Annotated in this window: 24 protein-coding genes; 12 read left to right on the top strand and 12 right to left on the bottom strand. The window is 37.6% G+C overall.

The window, feature by feature from the left end; all coding sequences use genetic code 11:
• Window positions 1-20: 20 nt before the first annotated feature.
• Window positions 21-455, bottom strand: a complete 435-nt coding sequence (locus B5440_RS02455; RefSeq protein ID WP_232755999.1) for a Rieske (2Fe-2S) protein — start codon at window positions 453-455, stop codon at window positions 21-23.
• A gap of 116 nt (window positions 456-571) precedes the next feature.
• On the opposite strand from B5440_RS02455, the gene greA reads away from it, so the two are divergent.
• From greA to B5440_RS02440, 3 genes are all read left to right on the top strand, one after another.
• On the top strand, window positions 572-1,048 hold the full coding sequence (greA, locus tag B5440_RS02450; RefSeq protein WP_057482999.1) for a transcription elongation factor GreA: 477 nt from the start codon (window positions 572-574) through the stop codon (window positions 1,046-1,048).
• Between the two features lie 104 nt (window positions 1,049-1,152).
• Complete coding sequence (locus B5440_RS02445) at window positions 1,153-1,542, top strand: HIT family protein (RefSeq protein ID WP_070053896.1); 390 nt, start codon at window positions 1,153-1,155, stop codon at window positions 1,540-1,542.
• On the top strand, window positions 1,542-1,952 hold the full coding sequence (locus B5440_RS02440; protein WP_070053895.1) for an acyl-CoA thioesterase: 411 nt from the start codon (window positions 1,542-1,544) through the stop codon (window positions 1,950-1,952). The genes B5440_RS02445 and B5440_RS02440 overlap by 1 nt, the downstream gene beginning before the upstream one ends.
• Here B5440_RS02440 and B5440_RS02435 read toward each other — a convergent pair.
• A complete protein-coding gene (locus B5440_RS02435; protein ID WP_070053894.1) occupies window positions 1,949-3,103 on the bottom strand; it encodes a sensor histidine kinase in 1,155 nt (384 codons plus the stop codon). The two genes, B5440_RS02440 and B5440_RS02435, sit on opposite strands and share 4 nt — an antisense overlap.
• Window positions 3,104-3,215: 112 nt before the next feature.
• On the opposite strand from B5440_RS02435, the gene B5440_RS02430 reads away from it, so the two are divergent.
• The 3 genes from B5440_RS02430 to aat all read left to right on the top strand — a co-directional run bounded on the left by B5440_RS02430 (window position 3,216) and on the right by aat (window position 5,286).
• Complete coding sequence (locus tag B5440_RS02430) at window positions 3,216-4,094, top strand: flavin reductase family protein (protein WP_070053893.1); 879 nt, start codon at window positions 3,216-3,218, stop codon at window positions 4,092-4,094.
• Between the two features lies 1 nt (window position 4,095).
• Window positions 4,096-4,470 (top strand): DUF3127 domain-containing protein, encoded by a 375-nt coding sequence (locus B5440_RS02425; RefSeq protein WP_070053892.1) that lies wholly within the window; start codon window positions 4,096-4,098, stop codon window positions 4,468-4,470.
• A gap of 168 nt (window positions 4,471-4,638) precedes the next feature.
• A complete protein-coding gene (gene aat, locus B5440_RS02420; protein WP_070053891.1) occupies window positions 4,639-5,286 on the top strand; it encodes a leucyl/phenylalanyl-tRNA--protein transferase in 648 nt (215 codons plus the stop codon).
• A gap of 39 nt (window positions 5,287-5,325) precedes the next feature.
• Here the strand turns inward: aat and B5440_RS02415 are convergent, their stop codons facing one another.
• From B5440_RS02415 to B5440_RS02380, 8 genes are all read right to left on the bottom strand, one after another.
• A complete protein-coding gene (locus B5440_RS02415; RefSeq protein WP_070053890.1) occupies window positions 5,326-5,907 on the bottom strand; it encodes a DNA-3-methyladenine glycosylase I in 582 nt (193 codons plus the stop codon).
• 2 nt (window positions 5,908-5,909) lie between these two features.
• Complete coding sequence (locus B5440_RS02410) at window positions 5,910-6,629, bottom strand: energy transducer TonB family protein (RefSeq protein ID WP_070053889.1); 720 nt, start codon at window positions 6,627-6,629, stop codon at window positions 5,910-5,912.
• A gap of 30 nt (window positions 6,630-6,659) precedes the next feature.
• Entirely contained in the window at window positions 6,660-7,373 is a 714-nt protein-coding gene (gene truB, locus B5440_RS02405) for a tRNA pseudouridine(55) synthase TruB (RefSeq protein ID WP_070053913.1), read from the bottom strand.
• 16 nt (window positions 7,374-7,389) lie between these two features.
• Window positions 7,390-8,184: an undecaprenyl-diphosphate phosphatase gene (locus B5440_RS02400; RefSeq protein WP_070053888.1), complete on the bottom strand. Its 795-nt coding sequence runs from the start codon at window positions 8,182-8,184 to the stop codon at window positions 7,390-7,392.
• A gap of 6 nt (window positions 8,185-8,190) precedes the next feature.
• Window positions 8,191-8,442 carry a DUF3098 domain-containing protein gene (locus B5440_RS02395; RefSeq protein WP_070053887.1) on the bottom strand — a complete coding sequence of 84 codons (252 nt, stop codon included), beginning with the start codon at window positions 8,440-8,442 and terminating at the stop codon, window positions 8,191-8,193.
• Window positions 8,443-8,609: 167 nt separating this feature from the next.
• Window positions 8,610-8,945 (bottom strand): hypothetical protein, encoded by a 336-nt coding sequence (locus B5440_RS02390; protein WP_070053886.1) that lies wholly within the window; start codon window positions 8,943-8,945, stop codon window positions 8,610-8,612.
• Window positions 8,946-9,162: 217 nt separating this feature from the next.
• A complete protein-coding gene (locus tag B5440_RS02385) occupies window positions 9,163-9,792 on the bottom strand; it encodes a metallophosphoesterase family protein (RefSeq protein ID WP_070053885.1) in 630 nt (209 codons plus the stop codon).
• Window positions 9,793-9,861: 69 nt separating this feature from the next.
• On the bottom strand, window positions 9,862-10,074 hold the full coding sequence (locus B5440_RS02380) for a hypothetical protein (protein ID WP_070053884.1): 213 nt from the start codon (window positions 10,072-10,074) through the stop codon (window positions 9,862-9,864).
• Between the two features lie 164 nt (window positions 10,075-10,238).
• Here B5440_RS02380 and B5440_RS02375 point away from each other — a divergent pair, with 164 nt between their 5' ends.
• Entirely contained in the window at window positions 10,239-11,783 is a 1,545-nt protein-coding gene (locus B5440_RS02375) for a hypothetical protein (RefSeq protein ID WP_070053883.1), read from the top strand.
• On the opposite strand, the gene B5440_RS02370 is transcribed toward B5440_RS02375, so the two are convergent.
• Window positions 11,780-12,613: a universal stress protein gene (locus B5440_RS02370; protein WP_070053882.1), complete on the bottom strand. Its 834-nt coding sequence runs from the start codon at window positions 12,611-12,613 to the stop codon at window positions 11,780-11,782. The genes B5440_RS02375 and B5440_RS02370 overlap by 4 nt on opposite strands.
• A gap of 159 nt (window positions 12,614-12,772) precedes the next feature.
• Between B5440_RS02370 and rimP the strand changes: the two genes are divergently transcribed.
• The 3 genes from rimP to infB are packed head-to-tail and all read left to right on the top strand — an operon-like array spanning window position 12,773 to window position 17,300.
• Entirely contained in the window at window positions 12,773-13,234 is a 462-nt protein-coding gene (rimP, locus tag B5440_RS02365) for a ribosome assembly cofactor RimP (RefSeq protein WP_057482860.1), read from the top strand.
• Window positions 13,235-13,246: 12 nt separating this feature from the next.
• Complete coding sequence (gene nusA / locus B5440_RS02360) at window positions 13,247-14,479, top strand: transcription termination factor NusA (protein WP_057482861.1); 1,233 nt, start codon at window positions 13,247-13,249, stop codon at window positions 14,477-14,479.
• A 55-nt stretch (window positions 14,480-14,534) separates the two neighbouring features.
• Window positions 14,535-17,300, top strand: a complete 2,766-nt coding sequence (gene infB, locus B5440_RS02355) for a translation initiation factor IF-2 (protein WP_070053881.1) — start codon at window positions 14,535-14,537, stop codon at window positions 17,298-17,300.
• 94 nt (window positions 17,301-17,394) lie between these two features.
• On the opposite strand, the gene B5440_RS02350 is transcribed toward infB, so the two are convergent.
• The gene (locus B5440_RS02350) at window positions 17,395-17,784 is read right to left on the bottom strand and encodes an SPOR domain-containing protein (RefSeq protein WP_070053880.1); all 390 of its coding nucleotides are present in this window, start codon (window positions 17,782-17,784) and stop codon (window positions 17,395-17,397) included.
• Between the two features lie 222 nt (window positions 17,785-18,006).
• Here B5440_RS02350 and B5440_RS02345 point away from each other — a divergent pair, with 222 nt between their 5' ends.
• The gene (locus B5440_RS02345; protein WP_070053879.1) at window positions 18,007-19,377 is read left to right on the top strand and encodes a c-type cytochrome; all 1,371 of its coding nucleotides are present in this window, start codon (window positions 18,007-18,009) and stop codon (window positions 19,375-19,377) included.
• Between the two features lie 53 nt (window positions 19,378-19,430).
• The gene (locus tag B5440_RS02340; protein WP_070053878.1) at window positions 19,431-22,499 is read left to right on the top strand and encodes a TAT-variant-translocated molybdopterin oxidoreductase; all 3,069 of its coding nucleotides are present in this window, start codon (window positions 19,431-19,433) and stop codon (window positions 22,497-22,499) included.
• Window positions 22,500-22,512: the final 13 nt, after the last annotated feature.

The following is a 22,512-nucleotide window of genomic DNA, read 5'->3' as shown; positions in this document are numbered from 1 at the left end:
TTAATGGGAGGGGAGAGGTTTTAATTATAAACCTCAATCGTATTGCCGCGGCGTTCAATTCGGTAAGGTTTCATGGCGTATTCTCCATCGCCTTCCAGTAATTCCCCGGTAATAATATTGTAAGAATTTCCGTCTTCACAATTACAGGTAGCAACTACGCCTTCAACGGTCATTGCAGAACAATTACTTGGCGGATGATTAGGATCGCTTAATTCAAAAGCGGTGTATTGTGAATTATTGATATTATATACAACAACCCCACGTATACCTTCGTTATAGGTTACAAAGCTGTTGCCTGGGAACTGAAGATCATTATATTCAGGGAAATCTAAATTTAGTTGAAGCCTGAAATTTAAATTAATAAGGTTTGGGTTATTAAGCAAATTATCATCATTTGTGGAGCACGCGCTAAAAATTGCTGAAAATAGAAGTAAAACAAGAGTTTTTTTCATCATATTGGCAAATTTTTCGCTAAATAATATTATTGTTTTCAAGGCGTAAATTTATTATATTTGTTAAACAAATCCCGTCGTGCTATGGGATTTTTTCTATTTATATAAACGATGAAGTTATGAGCAAAGTATCTTATTATACTGAAGAGGGGCTAAAAAAATTGAAAGATGAGCTAAATCAGCTACGTGACGTAGAACGGCCAAGAGCTTCTGAAGCTATTGCCGAAGCCCGCGATAAAGGAGATTTAAGTGAGAACGCAGAGTATGATGCTGCTAAGGAAGCACAGGGACTTTTAGAAATGAAGATTTCTAAATTAGAAGAAGTGGTTGCTAACGCAAGAGTGATAGACGAATCTCAATTAGACACAGATAAAGTTTTAGTGCACTCTCACGTAAAAATAAAGAACCAAACTAATGGTGCTGAGGTAGAATATAAACTGGTAGCCCAAAGTGAAGCCGACCTAAAAACAGGTAAAATATCTGTAGATTCTCCAATTGGTAAAGGTTTATTGGGAAAAAAAGTTGGTGATACCGCAGAAATTAATGTTCCTAGTGGAACGATGAAATTTGAAATATTAAAGATCTGGAGAGAATAAGTTCCCGGTTTTTAACACTTTGTAAAATCCTTTTCCAATACCTTTAACTAAGGTTCTGTGAAAAGGATTTTACTTTTAAGATACTAACCAATTCAACAATTAATATGTCTAGTTTATTCACCAAAATTGTAAAAGGCGAAGTGCCTGCTTACAAAATCGCCGAGGATAGTCAGTTTTTAGCTTTTTTAGATATAAATCCCAATGCCAGGGGTCACGTACTATGTATTCCGAAAAAAGAAGTAGATTATATCTTTGATCTCGATGAAGAAATCTATCAGGAATTGATGCGATTTTCTCGAAAAGTAGCGCTGGCCCTAAAAAAAACCGTTGATTGCAAAAGGGTAGGAATGGCAGTTGTAGGACTTGAAGTTCCACACGCCCACGTTCATCTCATTCCACTTAATTCTATGAGTGATATGGACTTTTCTAATAGCGTGAAAATGGAGGATGAAGAATTCAAGAAGTTAGCAGAATCTATTCACGTAAATCTTTAATGGAACCCGAAACGTATAAGTTAGAACTTCAGCTAAGAATAGACTGGAGTGATTTAGATATGTACAAACACGTGAATAATATCTCGTTTATGCGATATATGCAATCGGGGCGTGTTAATTTTTGGGAAGCTTCAGGAATCTATGAAATGTATGAAAATAGCAATATGGGAACCATGCTCGTTTCTACACATTGTGATTTCAAAAAGTCCCTTTACTATCCCGGTAAAGCTATCGTAAAAACCAAATTAGATTTTATTAAGAATAGTAGTTTTGGCTTAAAGCATTTGATTTTAGATGAAGCCAATGAGATTTGTGCCGAAGGAAAAGATGTGGTGGTTTGCTATGATTTTGATAAAGATAAAACATTCAGAATTCCTGAAGATCTAAGAGAGAAACTATCTGAATTTTAAACTTTCCTAAAAGAGATTTTAAAGGTTGTACCTTTATTAATTTCGCTTTCGGCTACCTTAATTCTTCCGTGGTGATAACCTTCAATAATTCTTTTCGCTAAAGATAATCCAAGTCCCCAACCTCTTTTTTTACTCGTATGTCCGGGTTCAAAAATAAGTTTGAATTTGTTTTTTTCCAGGCCTTTGCCGGTATCTTTAATAAAGATATGAGCCCATTTTTGTTCCTCCCGAATACTAATATTTAGCTTTCCTTTTCCTCGCATAGCATCTATGGCATTTTTTACCAGGTTTTCTATGGTCCAGCTATAAAGTTGGCGGTTTAGCATCACCGGAATATTTCCTTGTGGGGTATCTATTGAAAATTCTATAAGCCTGGAACTTCTGGTTTTTAAATAATCATAGCTATTTTGAGTCGCTTCAATGATATTTGTTTTTTCCAGAATCGGAGAAGAACCTATTTTAGAAAATCGCTCTGTAATTGTTTCCAGTCGCGTAATATCTTTTTCCATTTCGGTGATATAGGACTCATTTACATTTTCCTGTTTCAGGATTTCGGTCCAGCCAATAAGAGAAGATAAGGGAGTTCCAATTTGATGTGCGGTTTCTTTAGCCATCCCGGCCCAAAGTTTATTCTGTTCGCTATTTTTGGTTGTGGTATAAAAGAAATAAACCACTCCAATAAAGAGGAAACCTATAAGCACTAATCCTATTGGGTAATATTTAAGGCTGTTTAAGACCGGCGAATTTCCGTAATAGATATATTGTTTTTCTCCATTTCCCAGGTTAATAATAATAGGTTCATTTTCATCTTTTAAACTGGCTAACAATTTTTCGGCGCGTTCAGAATCTTCTAATTTACCGGGATCTATATTAGTTGTATATGCAATTTCTCCATCGGTGTCGGTATGAATAATAGGGATCGTGGTATTATTATTTAAAATTTCCAGAATAAGATCCAGGTCGGCATCCTCGGGGGCGGGATCTCTATCCAGCGCTTCTTGAGCTTTGGCCCAAACGCTCATTTTTGCTCTTTCGTCTTCTTTTAAACGCTGAAAAAAGATGCTGGTATTCCATAATACCAGGCCTACTACGATAAGGCACGAAATAATAATAAACCAGCGGTTAAAAGTGCGTTCGTCTGTGAAGTTCATACAGGCCTTTAAGCTTTAAAAGATTTAAAGATAAGCGTTTTTATACGAATTTTATTGCACGCTCTGGCTTTTCATTCCCTGTTGGTTTCGTTACCTTTGCCAAAAAATAAATATGCTTACAATAGATCCAAAAGAGGTTAGCACGGGTAAACTTCACCGCTATTTGCTTGGTGCCATTGGGCCAAGGCCTATTGCTTTTGCCAGTACCATAGATGCTGAAGGCCGTCCAAATTTGTCACCTTTTAGCTTTTTTAATGTTTTTGGATCTAACCCACCCACCCTAATTTTTTCGCCGGCCAGGAGAGGTCGTGATAATACGGTAAAGCATACTTACAATAATGTGAAAAGTATAGATGAGGTGGTGATCAATATTGTGAATTATGATATTGTTCAGCAAATGTCTCTTTCCAGTACCGAATATGCCGAAGGCGTAAATGAGTTTGAAAAAGCAGGATTTTCAATGCTGAAATCGGAACTTGTAAGACCATTTCGTGTAGCGGAATCTCCGGTACAATTTGAATGTAAAGTAAAGCAGGTTGTAGAAACCGGCCAGGAAGGTGGCGCTGGAAATCTTGTGATTTGCGAAGTCCTTAAAATGCATATTAATGAAAGTATTCTGGATGAAGACGGGTTTATAGATCAGCATAAAATAGATCTTGTAGCCAGAATGGGCGGCAATTGGTACAGCCGCGCCAACCTCGGAATGTTTGAGGTGCCAAAACCACTTTCCACGCTTGGAATTGGTATTGATGCTATTCCTGTTGAAATTAGGGAGAGTAAAACCCTAACCGGAAATGATCTGGGTAAATTAGGAAATGTAGAAGCACTCCCTAAAGATGAAGAGATAGATAGCTTTATAGCCGAAAATAAAGATTTAGCAGACTTGGTGAAAGCCAATAACAAAAAAGATATTCATACACAGGCACAGTTGTTTTTGGAGAAAAACGATACCGATGCTGCCTGGAAATTATTATTAGCAAAAACAGATTAAGATGGAAGTACAAGGTAAGATTAAATTGATAGGAGAAACCAAGACCTTTGGAAATAACGGTTTTAGAAAGAGAGAAATGGTAGTGACTACCGAGGAGCAATATCCGCAACATATTATGGTTGAGTTTGTGCAGGATAAAACAGACTTGCTGAATAATTTTCAGGTAGGGCAACCAGTAAAAATCGGAATTAACCTAAGAGGTAGAGAATGGGTAAGCCCGCAGGGTGAAACCAAATATTTTAATTCTATCCAGGGATGGAGAATAGAAAACTTACAGGCAGATCAGTCTGCCGGTGGCCAAAATGTACCACCACCAGATAATTTTGAGCCTGCCAATAATCTTAATGAAGAAGATTACGACGATCTTCCTTTCTAGTAGTTTTCTGAATAGAAATAAAGTAAGATTAAATTAAACTATTGCGTTTATCCAGATCTCATACAGTGAGAAAAATTGGATTCAAATTATAAAAAGCTTAGCATCCTATTAAGATGGCTAAGCTTTTTCTTTTTGTACATTTCCTATTCACCCAATAATAACGTTTAATTGCATTATTTACAGCATAACGAAAAATTCCCACCCGTTTCTGATACCGATGAACATGGGCTTTTGGCTATTGGTGGTGAATTGAGTATTCCGCGATTGATCTATGCTTATAACCACGGAATTTTTCCCTGGTACGATTCTTCACAGCCTTTACTTTGGTGGAGTCCAGATCCAAGAATGGTACTTTTTCCAAAGAATTTAAAAGTCTCTAAGAGTATGAAACAGTTGCTCAGAAAAGAGAAGTTTAAAGTAACCTTTAATAAAGATTTTAGAGCAGTAATAGAAGCCTGTGCCGATATAAGACGTGAAGGCCAGCACGGCACCTGGATTACCCAGGAAATGATAGATTGCTTTGGCGATTTACACGAACTTAATATAGCGCACTCTGTAGAAGTTTGGGAAGATGATAATTTAGTTGGCGGCCTTTATGGAATTTACCTGGAGGATAAGAAAGTTTTCTGTGGCGAAAGTATGTTCACCAGGGCAAGTAATGCTTCTAAATACGGATTTATAACCCTGGTTAGAAAATTAAAAGAAGAAGGAGTAAAGCTTATAGATTGCCAGGTTTATACCGAGCATTTAGAAAGCCTGGGTGCAGAAGAAATTCCACGGGACGAATTTCTTAGCTATTTAGATTTTTCTGCATAGATTTTCACCAGAGCGTCTTTCACTTGCAGGAGACCTGTTTTATTTTTCCAGGTCTTTCACTTCTGAATGTCTAAAACAAGATATTTCGTGATCGTTCACCATTCCTGTAGCCTGCATATGTGCATACAATACTGTAGAACCAACAAATTTGAAGCCCTTCTTTTTAAGATCTTTGCTTAATTTATCACTAATAGCGGTAGTTGCCGGCGCATTTTTATAGTCTTCAACTTCGTTTTGTATTGGATCACCATCCACGAAGTCCCAGATATATTTACTAAAGCTGCTAAATTCTTTCTGAACTTCCATAAAGGCTTTAGCGTTAGTCACAGTGGCTCGAACCTTTAGTTTATTCCTGATAATTCCCGGATTTTGAAGTAATTCCTGAATTTTTTCTTCAGAATAATTCGCGATTTTTTTATAATCAAAATTATCAAAAGCTTCCCTGAAGTTCTCCCTTTTACGCAACACGGTAATCCAGCTTAAACCTGCCTGAAAGGTTTCCAGGATAAGGAATTCAAAAATAGTATCATCATCATACACGGGTACACCCCATTCGTTATCGTGATAAGCTTCATAGAGTTCATCACCTTCACACCATCCACAGCGGTTTAGTTTTTCCATTCTTAAGGTTTAAAATTGTAAGTGATTGTGCCTGGTTGCTCATTTCTTCCTTCTAACCGCGAAAACCTGGCGTTAAGGGCGTATTCGAGTGCTTTTTCCGTTAAACATTCGTTATCTGAGTTTGAACTTGCTTTGTTAATATCAGTATCAATAACCCGTCCTTCAGCATTTACGGTAATGTTTACTACAATTTTTCCGGGGAGATCACAGGTGTAAATGGGATTTGGGATGGAAACGGCATTTCTTCCGCGAAGCGAAAATGAAATTGAGCTGTTTCTCAAACTCCCAGATTGGGTTGAAATATCTTCTGAGGTGTTATCACCATCAGATCTTTTTTTGTTTTCTGATTTTTTTCCGGTAGCGAAAGTTCCGGCAGTAGAAGCGTCGTTGTCACTGTCTGAACTTTGTTCCTGCTGAGCACTGTTTTTTTCCAGAATTTCGTCGAGTTCCCGGTTAAAATTCTCTTCCCGTGCTTCCTGATTTTCGTTGAATGCTCTATGCGTTTTTGGTGAATTCTGGTTCTGGGTGGTTTCTGGCTTAGGTTCTTCCTCTGGTTTCTCTTCTTCTGTCTCCTCAGCTTCGGTATATTGTTCTAAATCTACCAGCATTTGCTGTTCAATTTTTTTCTTCTGCGATAAGTTGAAATTATAAAGTCCAAGAATTAATACCGAACAAAAAAGTACGGTAATAATAAGGGCTTTATGTTTTTCGAAAAAATCCATGCTATAAAACAAAACCTAAGCTGGTTTATTTTATGCTGAAGGTAGTAATTTTTCAAAAAATTCGAGGTCTAAAGCATTCTCTATACTAAATTCTCCAACACGAGTACGCTTGAGGGTAGAAAGATAAGCGCCAGAGTCTAGAGCCAGGCCAAAATCGTTAGCCATACTCCTTATATAGGTACCTTTGCTGCAAACTATTCTAAAATCCACTTCGGGGAATCGGGGTGCATTAACCTCAAACTCTTTTATAGTAACAGGTCTGCTTTCTACTTTCACTTCTTCTCCTTTGCGGGCATACTCATACAGTCTTTTGCCATCTTTTTTTAAAGCTGAAAAAACCGGAGGTACCTGCTCTATTTCTCCTGTAAATTTCTGGGTGGCTTCTTCAAGATTTTCTTTAGAAATATGGCTTGTTTCAAAAGTTTTGTCAACTTCAGTTTCCATATCAAAAGAAGGAGTGGTGGCGCCCAGGGTGAAGGTGCCGGTGTATTCCTTTTCTGTTCCCTGTAGTTCGGGGATTCTTTTAGTGAATTTCCCCGTACAGATAACCAAAACGCCGGTTGCTAAAGGATCTAAAGTGCCGGCATGGCCAACCTTTATTTTTTTTATTCCGCAGCTCTTTCTAATTAGCCAACGCACTTTATTTACTAACTGAAAAGAAGTCCACTCCAGGGGTTTATCAAAAACCAGAATTTGGCCATTTTTAAAATCTTCAGGAGTAAATTTTTCAATTTCTGTAGTCATAAAAGTTTTTCGATTTCTAATTATAATATGCAATGGCTATAGAGACAATTCCTGCAATAAAGCAGTAAATAGCAAAATAGGAGAGTTTACTTTTTCTAACAATACTAATCATCCAGGTACAGGCAGCAAGTCCGGCGATAAAGGAAGTGGCAAAGCCTATTGCAAGCACAGAGAAAGAAGTAGAGCTTTCCATTAAATTACCGTTTAAAAGATCTTTTGCAATTTTTCCTAATATTAAAGGAACCACCATTAGAAAGGAAAATCTTGCGGCTTTGGTTTTATCGTTTCCTAATAATACCGAAGTAGAAATTGTAGCCCCGCTTCTGGAGATTCCTGGTAAAATTGCGATAGCCTGAGCAACACCTATTACAAAAGCATTACTGTAACTTACCGGTTTATTTGTGTTTTTGGCTTTGTCTGCCAGCCACAACAAGAGCGCTGTAACAATAAGCATAAACCCAACAAATATGATGTTTCCTCCAAAGAGGCTTTCTAATTGTTCTTCAAAGAATAGACCGATTAGCGCTGCCGGAATCATAGACAGCACAATTTTTAGGGAAAATTTAAATTCCTCGTTCCATTTAAACTGGAACAGTCCTTTAAAAATTTCTGCTACATCTTTTCTAAACACCACTACGGTGCTCAATGCGGTTGCGGCGTGAAGAATTACGGTAAAAAGTAAGGATTCACTAGGTATACTGTTATCGCCTAATAGTGCCTTGCCAAGTTCCAGGTGACCGCTGGAAGAAACGGGTAGAAATTCGGTTAGCCCCTGGATAATTCCCAGAATGGCAGCATCTAATTCGTTCAATGTAATTTACTTTTTGGGATTTAAAAGAATAGCATATACTTCTATGGCGAAACCAAGTAGTACTAAAGTTGGTGCCAAACGAATGCGCTGAAAATTATAGATATCTGGGTTAAAAGTATTTGGATCGTCACTTCCGCCACCGGCCATAAGGATAAAACCCAGGGCAATTACTGCCAGCCCAATAAACATAAACTGGTAGTTCTTCTTTTCAAAAATGAAATATTTTTTGTGATCTGTAGATTGCTGATTTTTACTCATAGTGTCTCGTTAACGCTGCAAAAATATGTGAATTGTAACATTTCGCTCAAAAAGTTCAAAATTAACCAATTTAAGTTAAAACAAGAGTAAGGTATATGCTTAATTATTGAATAATAAAAAAGCCATACGGTAGGGCGCATGGCTTTAATCTTTAGCGGCTTATAATATTAAGCAGCGTGAAAAATGCTGTAATGATTTAAAGCTTCCTGGTAAAAACCCATGCTTTTTTCATCTTTCTTTAAACAGGATTTTAGAAAACGTTCTAAGTCCTGGCATTCAAAAGTAATTCCTGTGTACTTTCTCTTTCCTACTGGTATCTGTAAATCTACAGTATGTTCTTTGTAGTTAATTCTTACATTCTTGGCATCAAAATATTTTTTGATAATAGCACGATGCAGAATGGTGTAATTTGAATCTTCTTCGGAGTGTAAGTGAAAAATGCTATACGAGATCAAGCTTTTAAACTCGTCGAGCGTAGCATTAGGGTTAGTATTAAATTCCATAGGTGTTGGTATTATAGGTGTTAGAGATGGCTAAATTACACTTAGATTTCTTTATCTCTGTTAAAAAACTTTTAATAATCCTGTGATTAGCAAATATTTAACGACTAAAGCATCTTTTTTAATTTTTATTAAGCTTTTAATGCTTGAGCTTGAATGAATTATCTTACAGGTTAATTAAGGGTATTCCCTTATAACGATAAAAAGAAGTTTTTTGTATCTATTTAATAGTTACTGCTAGCGGTTGATGCAGAAATCTATCCTTATTGTCCAGGCAAGAGGCGTTAATAAATTTTGTTCCCGAAACAGAAGTAATTCCGTAGGAATCATGAACGTGACCAAAAATATGGAATTCTATTTGTCGATTTTGAATGGTTTTTAATAAAGAAGCACAGCCGGCGTGCCTTCCGTTATTCAATACATCTTTAATTTTATAGGGTGGGGTATGGGTAATAAGAACTTGAGTGTCTTCGGGAATTTGCTTCCAGTGTTTATTTATTTCCTGTGTTTGTTTTTGATTAAAAGCCCACATGCCGTTTCCGGGTGTTACCGGGGAACCCCAAAATTTTATATTATTAATGGTGATGCCATCATTTTTTAAATAACATACATTCTGCGGAATAATTTCCTGAATAGCTTTATCCTCGTTTTTTTCAAAATAGAAATCGTGGTTGCCGGCAATAAATATTTTATGCTGATGTGGTTGTGAAGAAAACCATTCCAGAAAATCTAACACTTCTCTTTTTGTACCACCTTCAGTAATATCTCCTGCATGAATTAAGACATCACCATCAGGAATTGGGATTTGATCGTGTTTATTATGAGTATCTGAAATACAAATGAGCTTCATAGTGGGGAATATAAAAAAATCCGAAGAAATAAATCTTCGGATTTTTAATATGATGATAATTAAAAAATTCTAATCCTCGTCTTCTTCTTCCGAGGAGATATAGTCTTTATCTATAGGTAGTAATTTGTTTGTTATTTTGGTTAAGGAAAAAGCGATAATTACCGCTGTTACCGCAAAAAACAGAAATTTGATCAATAGACTATCACTAAGCGCAAAGCTATACACCGCTAAAAAGATTTCTACGGCTATAAATATTACTTTGATGCTTAATTTAAAAATCATGATTTCTGTTAGGTTGTTTGGACAAATATACAATCAAAAACCATTGAAAATTTGATGTTTATAGGCTTTTGCTAAAATTTAACGCAAAGAAAACTTCGGGGTTAAATTTTTAAGTTAAAAACTCTTAAACAAGGAAACTTAGTGTTTTGAAATTGTAAATTTCAATGGTAAAAAAAGATGAAGATTTGAAAAAAAGGTCTAAAATAATTCTCGGTTTTATTGTTATTCTTATAGTGTTGGTGGTTGCTATTATTGGTGGCAATTTATTTATAGAGAGCAAAATGAAAACTGCACTTCAGGAAAACTTAAGTAAGTCAGAATTTGAATATAATAATCTTAATGCAAGTATTTTAGAAAGAAGTGCTTCCTTAAACAAAGCGGTTTATAGGAAGAGTGGCTTGCAAATTACCGCAGAGGAAATAGAACTGGAGGGTATTGATATTTTGGTATACTTAAGCAGTAAGAAAATTGAAATTTCTACCTTAAAACTTGTAAAACCTGAAGTAACGATTTATACCCAAGCCCAGCAAGAAAAGAAAAAAGATAGCTCTAAAAATGGAAATTCAACAAAATTAGACATGTTGATCAAATCTGTAGAGATTGCTAATGGCAGTTTTAAAATGGCTAAAAACGATTCGGTTAAAAACCAACTTTTTGCCAGCATTCCATCGCTTACTATGAAAGATGTAAGCGCAGACCAGGAATCTTTTAAAAATGGGCTTCCGTTTAATTATGAACAGCTTCAAATGGCTTCAGATAGTTTATTTTTCAATTTGAATGATCAACATGATTTGTTTGTAGAGAAGATAAAAATTGACGGTAGTTCCCTTACGTTCAATAAGATCAATATAAAACCTTTGTATGATAAGCAGGAATTTCAGCAGCATATTCCGTATGAGAAAGATAGGTTCGATCTAAGTATCGAAGAACTGGCGCTTAATTCTTTTAAATGGAATCTTAAAAATGATTCGCTTAGCCTCTTAAGTGAAAATATGAAAATAGCGAATGGTGATATAAAAATTTACCGTGATAAACGCGTAAAAGACGATACGCGCCAAAAGCCTATGTATAGTAGAATGATTAGGGAGTTACCTATAAGATTAAAGCTGGATACTATTAGGGTGAAAAACCTGGCCATACAATATGAAGAATTGGTGAAGGCTAAAAGAGGGGCGGGAAAGGTTACTTTTAAAAATCTAGATGCCAGTATTTATAATATTACGAATATGGAAATGTCTAAAAAAGATTTTCCCAGAACCGATATAGATGTGGAAACCCAGTTTATGGGAGAGGCTAATCTTAATGTAAATTGGAATTTTGATATTTCTAATAAGGCTGATGCATTTACTATTTCAGGACAAATGGATAGGATTTCCAGTGAGGGAATTAATGAATTTTTGAAGCCTGCGTTAAATGTGAAAACTGAAGGCGGAATTAGAGATATGCGATTCAACTTTGCCGGGAATAGCCAAAACTCTACCGGAGAGATGAAACTGATTTATGATAATTTTAAAGTAGAAGTGCTGAGGGAAGATGGGGAAGAAAAGAATAAGCTCCTTTCTGCGCTGGCAAACTTAATAGTAAATAACGAGGCTACTTCTGCCGAAAAAGAACAGAAAAATATAAAGACCAAACGCACCCAAACCAAGTCTTTTTGGAACTATTTATGGAAAAATATTAGAAATGGTGCTTTAAAATCTTTTCTCTAAACGATCTTAAAAGTCACTACCGGCATCTTGGCGTGGTTCACTAGATCTTCGCTTATGCTGCCATTAAAGAAATGAGCTAAACCTTTATGCCCGTGAGTACCAATTCCAATTAGGGTTTTTTCCTTTTTTAAAGCGAAATTTAAAATCCCTTTTTCTACACTTACATCATTGTAAATATGTATTTTATAATCTTTTACGGTGGTGTCTTGAACAAAGTTTTCTATACGTTCTCTAACTTCGGTACTGGTAATAAAGTTATTAGGAGTGTTGATGAAGAGAATGTGAAATTTAGATTCGGTTAGTTTAGAGAAATCGTAGGCGGCTTCCAGTGTTTTTTTGCTATTTATGTCTGCATCAGTAGCGAAAATAAAATTCTCGACCTCAAAGTTTTCATGCTCGTTTTTAATTACGAGAACAGGAATAGTTGAGGTGCGTACTACTTTTTCGGTATTACTGCCAATAAACATTTCTTTGAAACCGCTCGCGCCATGGGAGCCCATTACAATCATATCACATTTATATTCCTGGCTTACCTCCATAATGCCTTCAAAAGCCTGGTGGAACATTACCGTTTCGTGAACTTTAATGTCTTTTAGGAAAGGCCTGGCCATAAGTTTGGCAAAACGCTGGTGAGCTAACTTCATAAAGAAAATAGATTCCGGTAAATTTTGGCTGCTACCGCCACCTACAGGGTCTATAAGCTGCAAAGGTAGTTCTAACATGTGTAGAAGGTAGATCTCGCTATCGTGTTTCTTTGCCAATTGAGCGGCTATTTTTAGGGCGTGTTCGGCGGTATCAGAAAAGTCGGTTGGAACGAGTATTTTTTTCATAGATTCTTCTAAGAGTTTAAAAATGATTGCTTTATTAAAGTTAAGAATAAAATTTCATTTCAAGTCTGGTTTTCTTTCTCTGAAATTATTATTATATTTGCAGCGTTGAAACTAAAAAAGTACAGCGAGGGGACATAAAGTCCCCTCTTTTTATAAGCTATGTTGCAGGATAAAGTAGAAAATTTGTTGAAGGAAGCTTTCCAGGAAAATAATTCACTATTTTTAATAGACCTTAATATCACGAAAGACAACAAGATTTCTGTCGTAATAGACGGTGATAATGGGGTTTCTGTTAACGATTGTATTGCGGTAAGCCGTAAAGTTGAACACAATCTAGACAGGGAAGAAGAGGATTTTTCTTTGGAAGTTAGCTCGGCAGGAGTTTCTGAACCTTTGCGCCTGGAACGGCAATACCGGAAAAACCTGGGTAGAAAACTGCAGGTGACTACCAATAACGAAAAAATTGAAGCAACTTTAACTGAAGTAGATCAGAACGGGATTAAACTAAACTGGAAAGCCAGAGAGCCAAAACCCGTAGGAAAAGGAAAGCATACCGTGCAAAAAGAAGCGGTATTGCCATATTCTGAGATTACAGACGCTAAAGTTATGATAACATTTTAACCTCAAATTGATATGGAAAATATCGCCTTGATTGAGTCATTTTCAGAGTTTAAGGATGACAAATTGATAGATCGTGTAACCCTAATGGCCATCCTTGAAGATGTGTTTAGGAGTGCTTTAAAGAAAAAGTATGGTGAAGACGATAATTTTGATATTATTGTAAACCCAGATAAAGGAGATCTCGAGATTTGGAGAAACAGGGTTGTGGTTGCCGATGGTGAGGTAGAAGATCCTAACCAGGAAATTTCTCTTGCTGAAGCTAGAAAAATTGAACCCGATTTTGAAGTTGGTGAAGATGTATCAGAAGAAGTAAAACTTGTAGATTTGGGTCGTCGTGCTATTTTGGCTTTAAGGCAAAATCTTATTTCTAAAATCCACGAACACGATAACACTAATATTTTCAAGCACTTTAAGGAGCTTGAAGGCGAAATTTACACCGCAGAAGTTCATCATATTAGGCACAGGGCAATTATTTTGTTAGACGACGAAGGAAACGAGATCGTTTTACCAAAGGATCGCCAAATTCCTTCAGATTTCTTCAGAAAAGGAGATAACGTAAAAGGAATAATAGAAAGTGTAGAGCTTAAAGGAAATAAGCCTACAATTATACTTTCACGTACAGCTCCGGTTTTCCTTGAAAAACTATTTGAGCAGGAGATTCCTGAGGTTTTTGATGGTTTAATTACTATCCAGAATGTGGTTCGTGTTCCTGGTGAAAAAGCAAAAGTAGCGGTAGATACTTACGATGATAGAATTGATCCCGTTGGTGCCTGTGTAGGTATGAAAGGGTCTAGAATTCATAGTATTGTTCGCGAATTGGGGAATGAGAATATAGATGTGATCAATTTCACCAATAACGATCAATTATATATTACCAGGGCATTGAGTCCTGCAAAAATTACATCTATTAAATTAGATGAAGAAAATAAAACGGCTGAGGTAATGCTTAAGCCAGAAGAAGTTTCTAAAGCTATTGGCCGTGGAGGTCATAATATTAGGCTTGCCGGGCAGTTAACCGGTTACGAAATAGACGTTTTCAGAGAAGGAGTGGAAGAAGATGTAGAATTAAAAGAATTCTCTGATGAAATTGAAGATTGGGTAATCAAAGAATTTTCAAGAGTTGGGCTGGACACTGCAAAAAGTGTTTTGGAACAGGAATTGGAAGATCTTATTAGACTTACCGATTTAGAAGAAGAAACCATTCGCGAAGTAGTGAAGGTTTTAAAAGAAGAATTTGAAGAGTAGTAAAAAACTCATTAGAATATAAATAATTAAAAGAGGTTAATTTAGAGGGCAATTTATGGCTGAAGCAAAAACAATGCGACTAAACAAAGTATTACGTGAATTCAATATTTCGTTAGACCGGGCTGTAGAATTTTTAAATTCTAAGGGTCACGATATTGAGGCACGTCCTACTACCAAAATCTCACCCGAAGTTTATCAGGTGCTTTCTGATGAATTTGAGACCGACAAGTCTAAAAAAGTCGAGTCTAAAGAAGTAGGTGAAGAAAAGAGAAAGGAGAAGGAAGAATTGCGTTTAGCAAGAGAGAAAGAGCAGGAGGAGAAACGCAAAGCCGAGGAAAAGAAAGAAACTGAGCGTCGTAAAGACGAAGAAGCAGTTTCTTCTAGAGCAAAATTGGCTGGTCCTAAAAAAGTAGGTAAAATTGATCTGGATAAAAAGCCGGAGAAAAAAGCCGAAAAAGAAGAGGAGAAGCCAGCGCCAGCGCAACCTGAACAGCCCGAGGAAGCCAAGAAGCCTGAAGCCAAGGAGGAAAAGCCTGAAAAGACTGAATCTCCAAAACCCAAAGAAGAAGCACCTTCTAAAGAGGATCAAAAAACTGAATTACCTTCCAAAAAAGAGGAAGAGCCTTCAGCTAAAGAAGAAGAGGCGAAAGATCCTGAGTCTATGACTCATAAAACTAATTATACCAAGCTTAACGGCCCTAACTTTACCGGGAAGAAAATTGACCTTTCTCAATTTAAAAAACCCGAAAAGAAAAAAGACGAAAAGAAAGCTGCTGAGGAGAAGAAGGAGAAAGAAAAGCGTAAGAAGCGTCGTCGAAGAATTAGTAAAGATGTGAAGCCTGGAGCTTCAAATCAGGGTGGCGGTAAGAAAGGAGCCCCTAGAAAAAGAGCTAAACCTATTACTAAAGAAGAGCCTAGCGAAGAAGAAGTTCAAAAGCAGGTACGTGAAACCCTTGAAAAACTTCAGGGTAAATCTGGTAAAGGTAAAGGAGCTAAATATAGAAGAGATAAAAGAGATCAACACCGTCAACGTTCAGAAGACGATCTTGCACAGCAGGAAACAGATAGTAAAATCCTTAAGGTTACAGAATTTGTAACAGTAAGTGAAGTTGCTACGATGATGGATGTGCCGGTAACGAAAGTAATTTCGGCCTGTATGTCTCTTGGAATGATGGTAACGATGAATCAGCGATTAGATGCTGAGACACTTTCTATTGTTGCAGATGAATTTGGTTACGAAGTAGATTTTGTAACTGCAGATATCGAGGAAACAGTAGAAGAAGTTCCTGAAAATCCGGAAGATCTTGAAGATAGAGCACCAATTGTAACTGTAATGGGTCACGTAGACCACGGTAAAACTTCTTTGCTGGATTATATTCGTAAAGAAAATGTTATTGCCGGGGAAAGCGGTGGTATTACACAGCATATTGGAGCCTACGGTGTAGAGCTTAAAAACGGTCAAAGAATGACCTTCCTGGATACTCCTGGTCACGAAGCCTTCACGGCGATGCGTGCTCGTGGTGCACAGGTAACAGATATCGCGATTATTGTAATCGCTGCAGATGATGATGTGATGCCGCAGACTAAAGAGGCTATTTCTCACGCCCAGGCTGCCGGTGTTCCTATTGTATTTGCGATCAATAAATCTGATTTGCCAACGGCGAATCCAGAGAAAATTAAAGAAAAACTGGCAGGGATGAACTTGCTTGTTGAAGACTGGGGTGGTAAAGTTCAGTCTCACGATATATCAGCTAAAACAGGAATGGGAGTTGAAGAGCTGCTTGAGAAAGTTTTACTGGAATCTGAAATTCTTGAATTAAAAGCTAATCCGTCTAAAACAGCGACAGGTACAGTAGTAGAGGCCTTCCTTGATAAAGGTAGAGGTTATGTAGCTACTATCCTTGTGCAGGCAGGAACCTTAAAGATTGGAGACTATGTATTAGCAGGTCGCCATAGTGGTAAGGTGAAAGCGATGCACGATGAGCGTGGGCATGAGGTTAAAGAAGCAGGACCAGCAACGCCGGTTTCTATTCTTGGACTTGACGGTGCTCCTCAAGCTGGTGATAAGTTTAAGGTGATGACAGATGAGCGTGAAGCTAAAGATATCGCTGCTAAGCGAACTCAGTTGCAACGTGAGCAGAGTGTTAGAACTCAGCGTCATATTACCCTTGATGAAATTGGACGTAGAATTGCTTTAGGTGACTTTAAAGAACTTAATATTATCCTTAAAGGTGATGTGGATGGTTCTGTAGAAGCCTTAACTGATAGCTTCCTGAAATTATCTACTGAAGAAATTCAGGTGAATATTATTCATAAAGGTGTAGGTGCTATTACAGAAAGTGATGTATTACTTGCTTCGGCTTCAGATGCTGTAATTATTGGGTTTAACGTTCGTCCTGCTGGAAATGCAAGACAGGTAGCCGATAAGGAAGAAATTGATATCAGAACTTACTCAATTATATACGATGCGATCAATGATCTTAAAGATGCGATGGAAGGAATGCTTTCTCCAGAGCTTAAAGAAGAGATCACCGGTACTGCAGAGATTAGGGAAACCTTTAAGATCTCTAAAGTTGGAACCATTGCAGGTTGTATGGTGACTTCTGGTAAGATTTACAGAAACGCTGGAATTCGTCTAATTCGCGACGGAGTTGTGATTTATACCGGAGAGCTTGCTTCATTAAAACGTTTTAAAGACGATGTGAAGGAAGTTGCAAAAGGATATGACTGTGGTCTTCAGGTTAAGAATTACAACGATATTAAGGAAGGTGATGTAGTAGAATCTTTCCGTGAAGTAGAAGTTAAAAAGAAACTTAAATAATTAGGTTTACTATTGAATAGAGAAAAGCGGCTTTAGGCCGCTTTTTTTATGTTCTGATTTTGCTGAAAATAGCTTTAAATATTTCTTTTGAAAACTATTTGCGTCTGGGTTTTGGGATAAATGCTGAAGGAAAGCTTTCTTTAATCTTAAGAAGAGCTCTATCGGCTTCCAGGCGATTTCTAAAGTTACCTACCCATACTTTATAATTAGGGGCTTCGTAAGCGATTAGAGAGGGGTATTCGAACTTACTGCGATAATCCTTAATAACTTCGTTGGCTTCCCCATTATTCCCGTAAAAAAGCTGAATTTTATAACGATCTCCAATTTCGTTATCCTTGCTCATTTCAGATTTTAGTTCCAAAAGTTTAGTGATCTTATCGTTTTCACTTATATTGACCTGACCTTCTTGTGCTGTTAAATTCAGAAAAGAAATTCCTGAGATAAAACAACTTAACAGAAGTTTGTTTAAGCTTAATTTTCTCATAGTTATTTATTTAAGGCAAAAGTATAATTTAATAACTTAAACAAGATGTGTTTTATTATTTAGAACTAGTATAAATTACCGATTAACACTATTGTAACATTCCGAAAATCGACTTTAAGTATTACTTTTGTTGCCGAATTTAAGGGTGCGAAATGTTAATATTACTAAGGCTTAAGGCTTTAAAAACCGTACCAAAGTTAAGACGTTAATTCAACTTATAATATGAAAAAGGTGAAATACCGCCACTCAACTTCGCGACTATTGCTATTAAGTGTAGCATTTTTTATCTCATTTAGCGTTTTGGGAATTGCACAGGAGGAGGCTTCGCAAGATGCCGCAGCCGAAGGCCAGGAGCAAACCGATGAATCATCGGGTGAATCTTCAGGAGATTCTGCGGCTACGTCAGATCTTGGAGATCCTGCGAATGGAAAATCCTTGTTTAATTCGCTATGTGCTGCCTGCCACAAACCGTATTCAGCTTCTATTGGTCCTGCTCTTCATGGGGTGACCGAGAAAAGGGATATGGATTGGTTGTACAGCTGGATCAAGAATAGCCAGGAGTTAATTGCTTCTGGAGATAATGAGGCTGTAGCGATCTACGAAGAGTATAACCAAACTGCTATGCCGGCTTTTCCTCAATTATCAAATACTGATATTGATGATATCCTTGCTTATGTAGAGCAACCAAAGCCAGAACCGCAAGCGACGCAAACCGGTGGTGAATCTGCTGGAGGTGAATCTTCAGGTGGAGGGGTTTCGGTAAATGTTATTCTGGGAATTCTACTTTTTGTTTTGGTGATGCTGCTTGCAGTATTATTCCTGGTAAACAAAACTTTAAGAAATTTTGCAACCGCAAGTGGGGTTGTTATTCCTGAGAAGCCAAAAAGAAAACCGATTTGGAAATCTTTTGTTGAAAATCAATTCCTTGTTTTAGTAAGTGCTGTTTTTGGCTTGCTGGTTATTGGTTGGTTCGCTTATGGTTTCTTTATGCAGATTGGGATCGATCAGGGTTATCAGCCAATTCAGCCAATTCACTATTCGCACAGAATTCACGCCGGCGATAACGAGATAGATTGTAAATACTGTCACTCTTCAGCTAGAACATCTAAGCACTCGGGTATCCCTTCGCTTAATGTTTGTATGAATTGTCACAAAACAATATCTGAAGTTGCTCCAGAAACTGCTACCGAAGATTATTCTAAAGAATTTTATGACGGTGAGATCGCTAAGTTGTACGATGCGGTAGGCTGGAACCCTGCAGAGCAGGATTATACAGGAGAAGAAAAACCTGTGAAATGGGTTAGAATACATAACCTTCCAGATTTCGCATACTTTAATCACTCACAGCACGTAACAGTTGGTGGAATTCAGTGTCAGAAATGTCACGGACCAATACAGGAAATGGAAGTGGTTTATCAGGATGCACCGTTAACAATGGGTTGGTGTATCAATTGTCACCGAGAAACCAATGTTAGAATGGAAGGGAATGAGTATTATGAGAAAATTCACGAAGAATTATCTAAGAAGTACGGTGTAGAAGAACTTACAGTTGCTCAAATGGGAGGCCTTGAATGTGCCAAATGCCATTACTAAAATTTTTTTCCCGGTTGTTCGGGGTTAATTAAGAAGTTAATATCTAGATATATATGTCATCAAACAAAAAATACTGGAAAAGTGTTGAAGAGCTAAATGAAAACAGCTCTGTTGTTGAGACGCTCCAACAAAAAGAATTTGCTGAAGAAATTCCAGTTGATGAATTTCTTGGGGATAAAAACTCCCTTGAAAGTTCAAAAACCTCAAGAAGGGATTTCTTGAAATATGTTGGGTTTAGTACAGCAGCGGCTTCATTGGCTGCTTGTGAAGGGCCTGTTATTAAATCTATTCCTTACGTGGTGCAGCCGGAGCGTATTGTTCCTGGGGTAGCGAATTACTATGCCTCTACCATTGCAGATGGTTTTGATTTTGCCAGCGTATTGGTGAAAACCAGGGAAGGAAGGCCTATTAAGATTGAAAATAATGAATTATCGAAGTCTAAAGGCGGAGTTAACTCTCGTGTGCATGCTTCGGTATTGTCAATGTATGACGCCAATAGGGTAAAACGCCCAATGATTGAAGGAAGAAATGTTTCCTGGGAAGAGTTTGACCGTGAGGTTGGAAGTGCCCTTGATAATGTTTCTGGTGATATGATTTTGTTAACTCAAACATTTGCCAGCCCTTCAACTACAAAATTGATAAATGAATTTTCAGAAAAGTATCCTAATGTACGTCACGTAGTTTACGATACGGTTTCTGAAAACGATGCTTTAAATGCTTTCCAGTCTAAATTCGGAAGGCGTGCATTACCAAATTACGATTTTTCTAAAGCTGAAACTATTGTTTCTGTAGGAGCCGATTTCCTTGGCGACTGGCAGGGCGGTGGATATGATGCAGGCTATGCTAAGGGTCGCGTACCTAAGAATGGTAAAATGTCTCGTCACGTTCAGTTTGAATCTAATATGAGTTTAACAGGAGCGAATGCTGATAAGCGTTATCCTGTAACTCCATCGCAGCAAAAAGCTGTGTTGGCTGCATTGTATGGTTATGTTGCCGGTGGTTCTTCTACCAGTGATTTGCCTGCTAAAATAGACGATGCGGTTGTGAAAGCAGCACGCCAGCTAAGAAAAGCCGGAAGTGGTGCAGTAGTTGTTTCTGGAATTCCAGACGCTAATGCCCAGGCTTTAGTGCTTGAAATTAATGAGGCTCTGGGAAGCGCTGTTATGGATACCGATAATCCTCGTATGATTCGTCAGGGTAATGCTGAAGAAGTTATGCAGGCGGTTGAGGATATGAAATCTGGTTCTGTTGGTGCTGTATTAATGGCTGGGGTGAACCCTGCTTATTCTTTGCCTAATGGGAAAGAGTTTGCTGAAGCTTTAGCGAAGGTTGAAGTTTCTTTGGCTTTTAGTATGAAGCCTGATGAAACTGCTCAGCTTTGTAAGTTTGTAGCTGCAACTCCGCATTATTTAGAAAGCTGGGGTGATATTCAATATACAGCTTCAGACTTTAGTTTAATGCAGCCTACAATTAGACCGTTATTTGATACAAGACAGTTTCAGGACTGCTTGTTGAAATGGACTGGTAATGATAAATCTTATCACGAGTATATAAAAGAAACATGGAGTGGTAGTATTCCTTCCTGGAATACCGCGCTTCACGATGGTGTTTTTAAAGCGACTTCACCAGTAGAAATTGGAGCATCTGAAGCTTCAGGATCTATAAATGTTGCGACAGCTGCCAGCGAGTTAGCTCGACCTTCAGAAAATAATGGGATGGAGCTAACGCTTTATACCAAACCTTCTATGGGAGATGGTCAGCAGGCCAATAACCCTTGGTTGCAAGAAATGCCAGATCCTTTAACAAGAGCATCCTGGGATAATTACCTTACCATTTCCAAGGCCGATGCCGAGTCTATGGGTCTTGAGAACGAAAATGTTTCTAACGGTGGCTTAAACGGAAGTTATGCTAACGTAACTTTAGACGGCGCTGTAGTTAAAAATGTTCCTGTGCTTATTCAGCCGGGACAGGCAAAAGGTACAGTAGGACTTGCGCTAGGTTATGGTAAGAAAGAAGGGATTCAGGAAGAAATGCAAGTAGGTGTAAATGCTTACCCACTATATAAAAACTTAAACGCAGTACAGTCTGTAACTATCGAGAAAGCTCCCGGTGTACACGAATTTGCTTGCGTTCAGCTCCACAATACCCTAATGGGCCGTGGAGATATTATTAAAGAAACTACGCTAGAGGTATTTAATACTAAAGATGTTCACGTATGGAATTCGGTTCCTGAAGTTTCTTTAGATCATATTGAAAAACCTGTTACCTCTCCTGAAGTGGATATGTGGGATGGTTTTGATAGAAGTGTAGGACATCATTTTAATCTATCTATAGATCTTAATGCCTGTACCGGTTGTGGTGCTTGTGTTATTGCCTGTCACGCTGAGAACAATGTTCCTGTGGTAGGAAAAACTGAAGTAAGACGATCTCGGGATATGCACTGGTTGCGTATAGACAGATACTATTCTTCTGAAGACAATTTTATTGATGATCTTGAGAAGAAGGAAACCATTTCAGGTTTAGGAAGTTCTCTTTCTGAATTTGGGGAATTGGAAGAGCCGGCAGATAATCCTATGGTAGTTTTCCAACCTGTAATGTGTCAGCATTGTAACCATGCTCCTTGTGAGACTGTTTGTCCCGTAGCTGCAACTTCTCACGGAAGACAGGGTCAGAATCAAATGATCTATAATCGTTGTGTAGGTACAAGATACTGTGCTAACAACTGTCCTTACAAAGTGCGTCGTTTTAACTGGTTCAACTATACTGAAAACGAAGAGTTCGATTACCATATGAATAATGACCTTGGAAGAATGGTTATTAATCCTGATGTAACCGTGCGTTCAAGAGGGGTTATGGAGAAGTGTTCTATGTGTATTCAGAAGACTCAAAAAACTATTCTTGATGCCAAGCGTGAAGGAAGAGTGATTGAAGATGGTGAGTTCCAGACAGCTTGTTCTGCAGCTTGTGATAAAGGAGCGATGACATTTGGTGATATTAACAATGAAGGTGCTGTGATTAGAGATAAGAAGGAAGATGACAGGATGTATCATTTATTGGAATATGTAGGTACTAAACCAAACGTGATGTACCAGACCAAAATTAGGAACACAACAGAAGCTTAATAAATTAATAAAG

The sequence above is a fragment of the Salegentibacter salarius genome, from assembly GCF_900168265.1.
In the GTDB taxonomy this organism is placed as follows: Bacteria; Bacteroidota; Bacteroidia; order Flavobacteriales; family Flavobacteriaceae; genus Salegentibacter; species Salegentibacter salarius.
This window is presented reverse-complemented; position numbering and strand designations above follow the sequence as displayed.

Excerpts from the sequence above, each read along its gene's own strand:
- B5440_RS02340 (WP_070053878.1), top strand. The coding sequence starts at position 19,431 with ATGTCATCAAACAAAAAATACTGGAAAAGTGTTGAAGAGCTAAATGAA.
- B5440_RS02435 (WP_070053894.1), bottom strand. The coding sequence starts at position 3,103 with ATGAACTTCACAGACGAACGCACTTTTAACCGCTGGTTTATTATTATT.
- B5440_RS02350 (WP_070053880.1), bottom strand. The coding sequence starts at position 17,784 with ATGAGAAAATTAAGCTTAAACAAACTTCTGTTAAGTTGTTTTATCTCA.
- B5440_RS02430 (WP_070053893.1), top strand. The coding sequence starts at position 3,216 with ATGCTTACAATAGATCCAAAAGAGGTTAGCACGGGTAAACTTCACCGC.
- B5440_RS02385 (WP_070053885.1), bottom strand. The coding sequence starts at position 9,792 with ATGAAGCTCATTTGTATTTCAGATACTCATAATAAACACGATCAAATC.
- B5440_RS02425 (WP_070053892.1), top strand. The coding sequence starts at position 4,096 with ATGGAAGTACAAGGTAAGATTAAATTGATAGGAGAAACCAAGACCTTT.
- rimP (WP_057482860.1), top strand. The coding sequence starts at position 12,773 with ATGTTGCAGGATAAAGTAGAAAATTTGTTGAAGGAAGCTTTCCAGGAA.
- B5440_RS02390 (WP_070053886.1), bottom strand. The coding sequence starts at position 8,945 with ATGGAATTTAATACTAACCCTAATGCTACGCTCGACGAGTTTAAAAGC.
- B5440_RS02455 (WP_232755999.1), bottom strand. The coding sequence starts at position 455 with ATGATGAAAAAAACTCTTGTTTTACTTCTATTTTCAGCAATTTTTAGC.
- B5440_RS02410 (WP_070053889.1), bottom strand. The coding sequence starts at position 6,629 with ATGGATTTTTTCGAAAAACATAAAGCCCTTATTATTACCGTACTTTTT.
- truB (WP_070053913.1), bottom strand. The coding sequence starts at position 7,373 with ATGACTACAGAAATTGAAAAATTTACTCCTGAAGATTTTAAAAATGGC.
- B5440_RS02375 (WP_070053883.1), top strand. The coding sequence starts at position 10,239 with ATGGTAAAAAAAGATGAAGATTTGAAAAAAAGGTCTAAAATAATTCTC.
- B5440_RS02395 (WP_070053887.1), bottom strand. The coding sequence starts at position 8,442 with ATGAGTAAAAATCAGCAATCTACAGATCACAAAAAATATTTCATTTTT.
- B5440_RS02380 (WP_070053884.1), bottom strand. The coding sequence starts at position 10,074 with ATGATTTTTAAATTAAGCATCAAAGTAATATTTATAGCCGTAGAAATC.
- B5440_RS02415 (WP_070053890.1), bottom strand. The coding sequence starts at position 5,907 with ATGGAAAAACTAAACCGCTGTGGATGGTGTGAAGGTGATGAACTCTAT.
- B5440_RS02445 (WP_070053896.1), top strand. The coding sequence starts at position 1,153 with ATGTCTAGTTTATTCACCAAAATTGTAAAAGGCGAAGTGCCTGCTTAC.
- B5440_RS02345 (WP_070053879.1), top strand. The coding sequence starts at position 18,007 with ATGAAAAAGGTGAAATACCGCCACTCAACTTCGCGACTATTGCTATTA.
- greA (WP_057482999.1), top strand. The coding sequence starts at position 572 with ATGAGCAAAGTATCTTATTATACTGAAGAGGGGCTAAAAAAATTGAAA.
- infB (WP_070053881.1), top strand. The coding sequence starts at position 14,535 with ATGGCTGAAGCAAAAACAATGCGACTAAACAAAGTATTACGTGAATTC.
- nusA (WP_057482861.1), top strand. The coding sequence starts at position 13,247 with ATGGAAAATATCGCCTTGATTGAGTCATTTTCAGAGTTTAAGGATGAC.
- B5440_RS02440 (WP_070053895.1), top strand. The coding sequence starts at position 1,542 with ATGGAACCCGAAACGTATAAGTTAGAACTTCAGCTAAGAATAGACTGG.
- B5440_RS02370 (WP_070053882.1), bottom strand. The coding sequence starts at position 12,613 with ATGAAAAAAATACTCGTTCCAACCGACTTTTCTGATACCGCCGAACAC.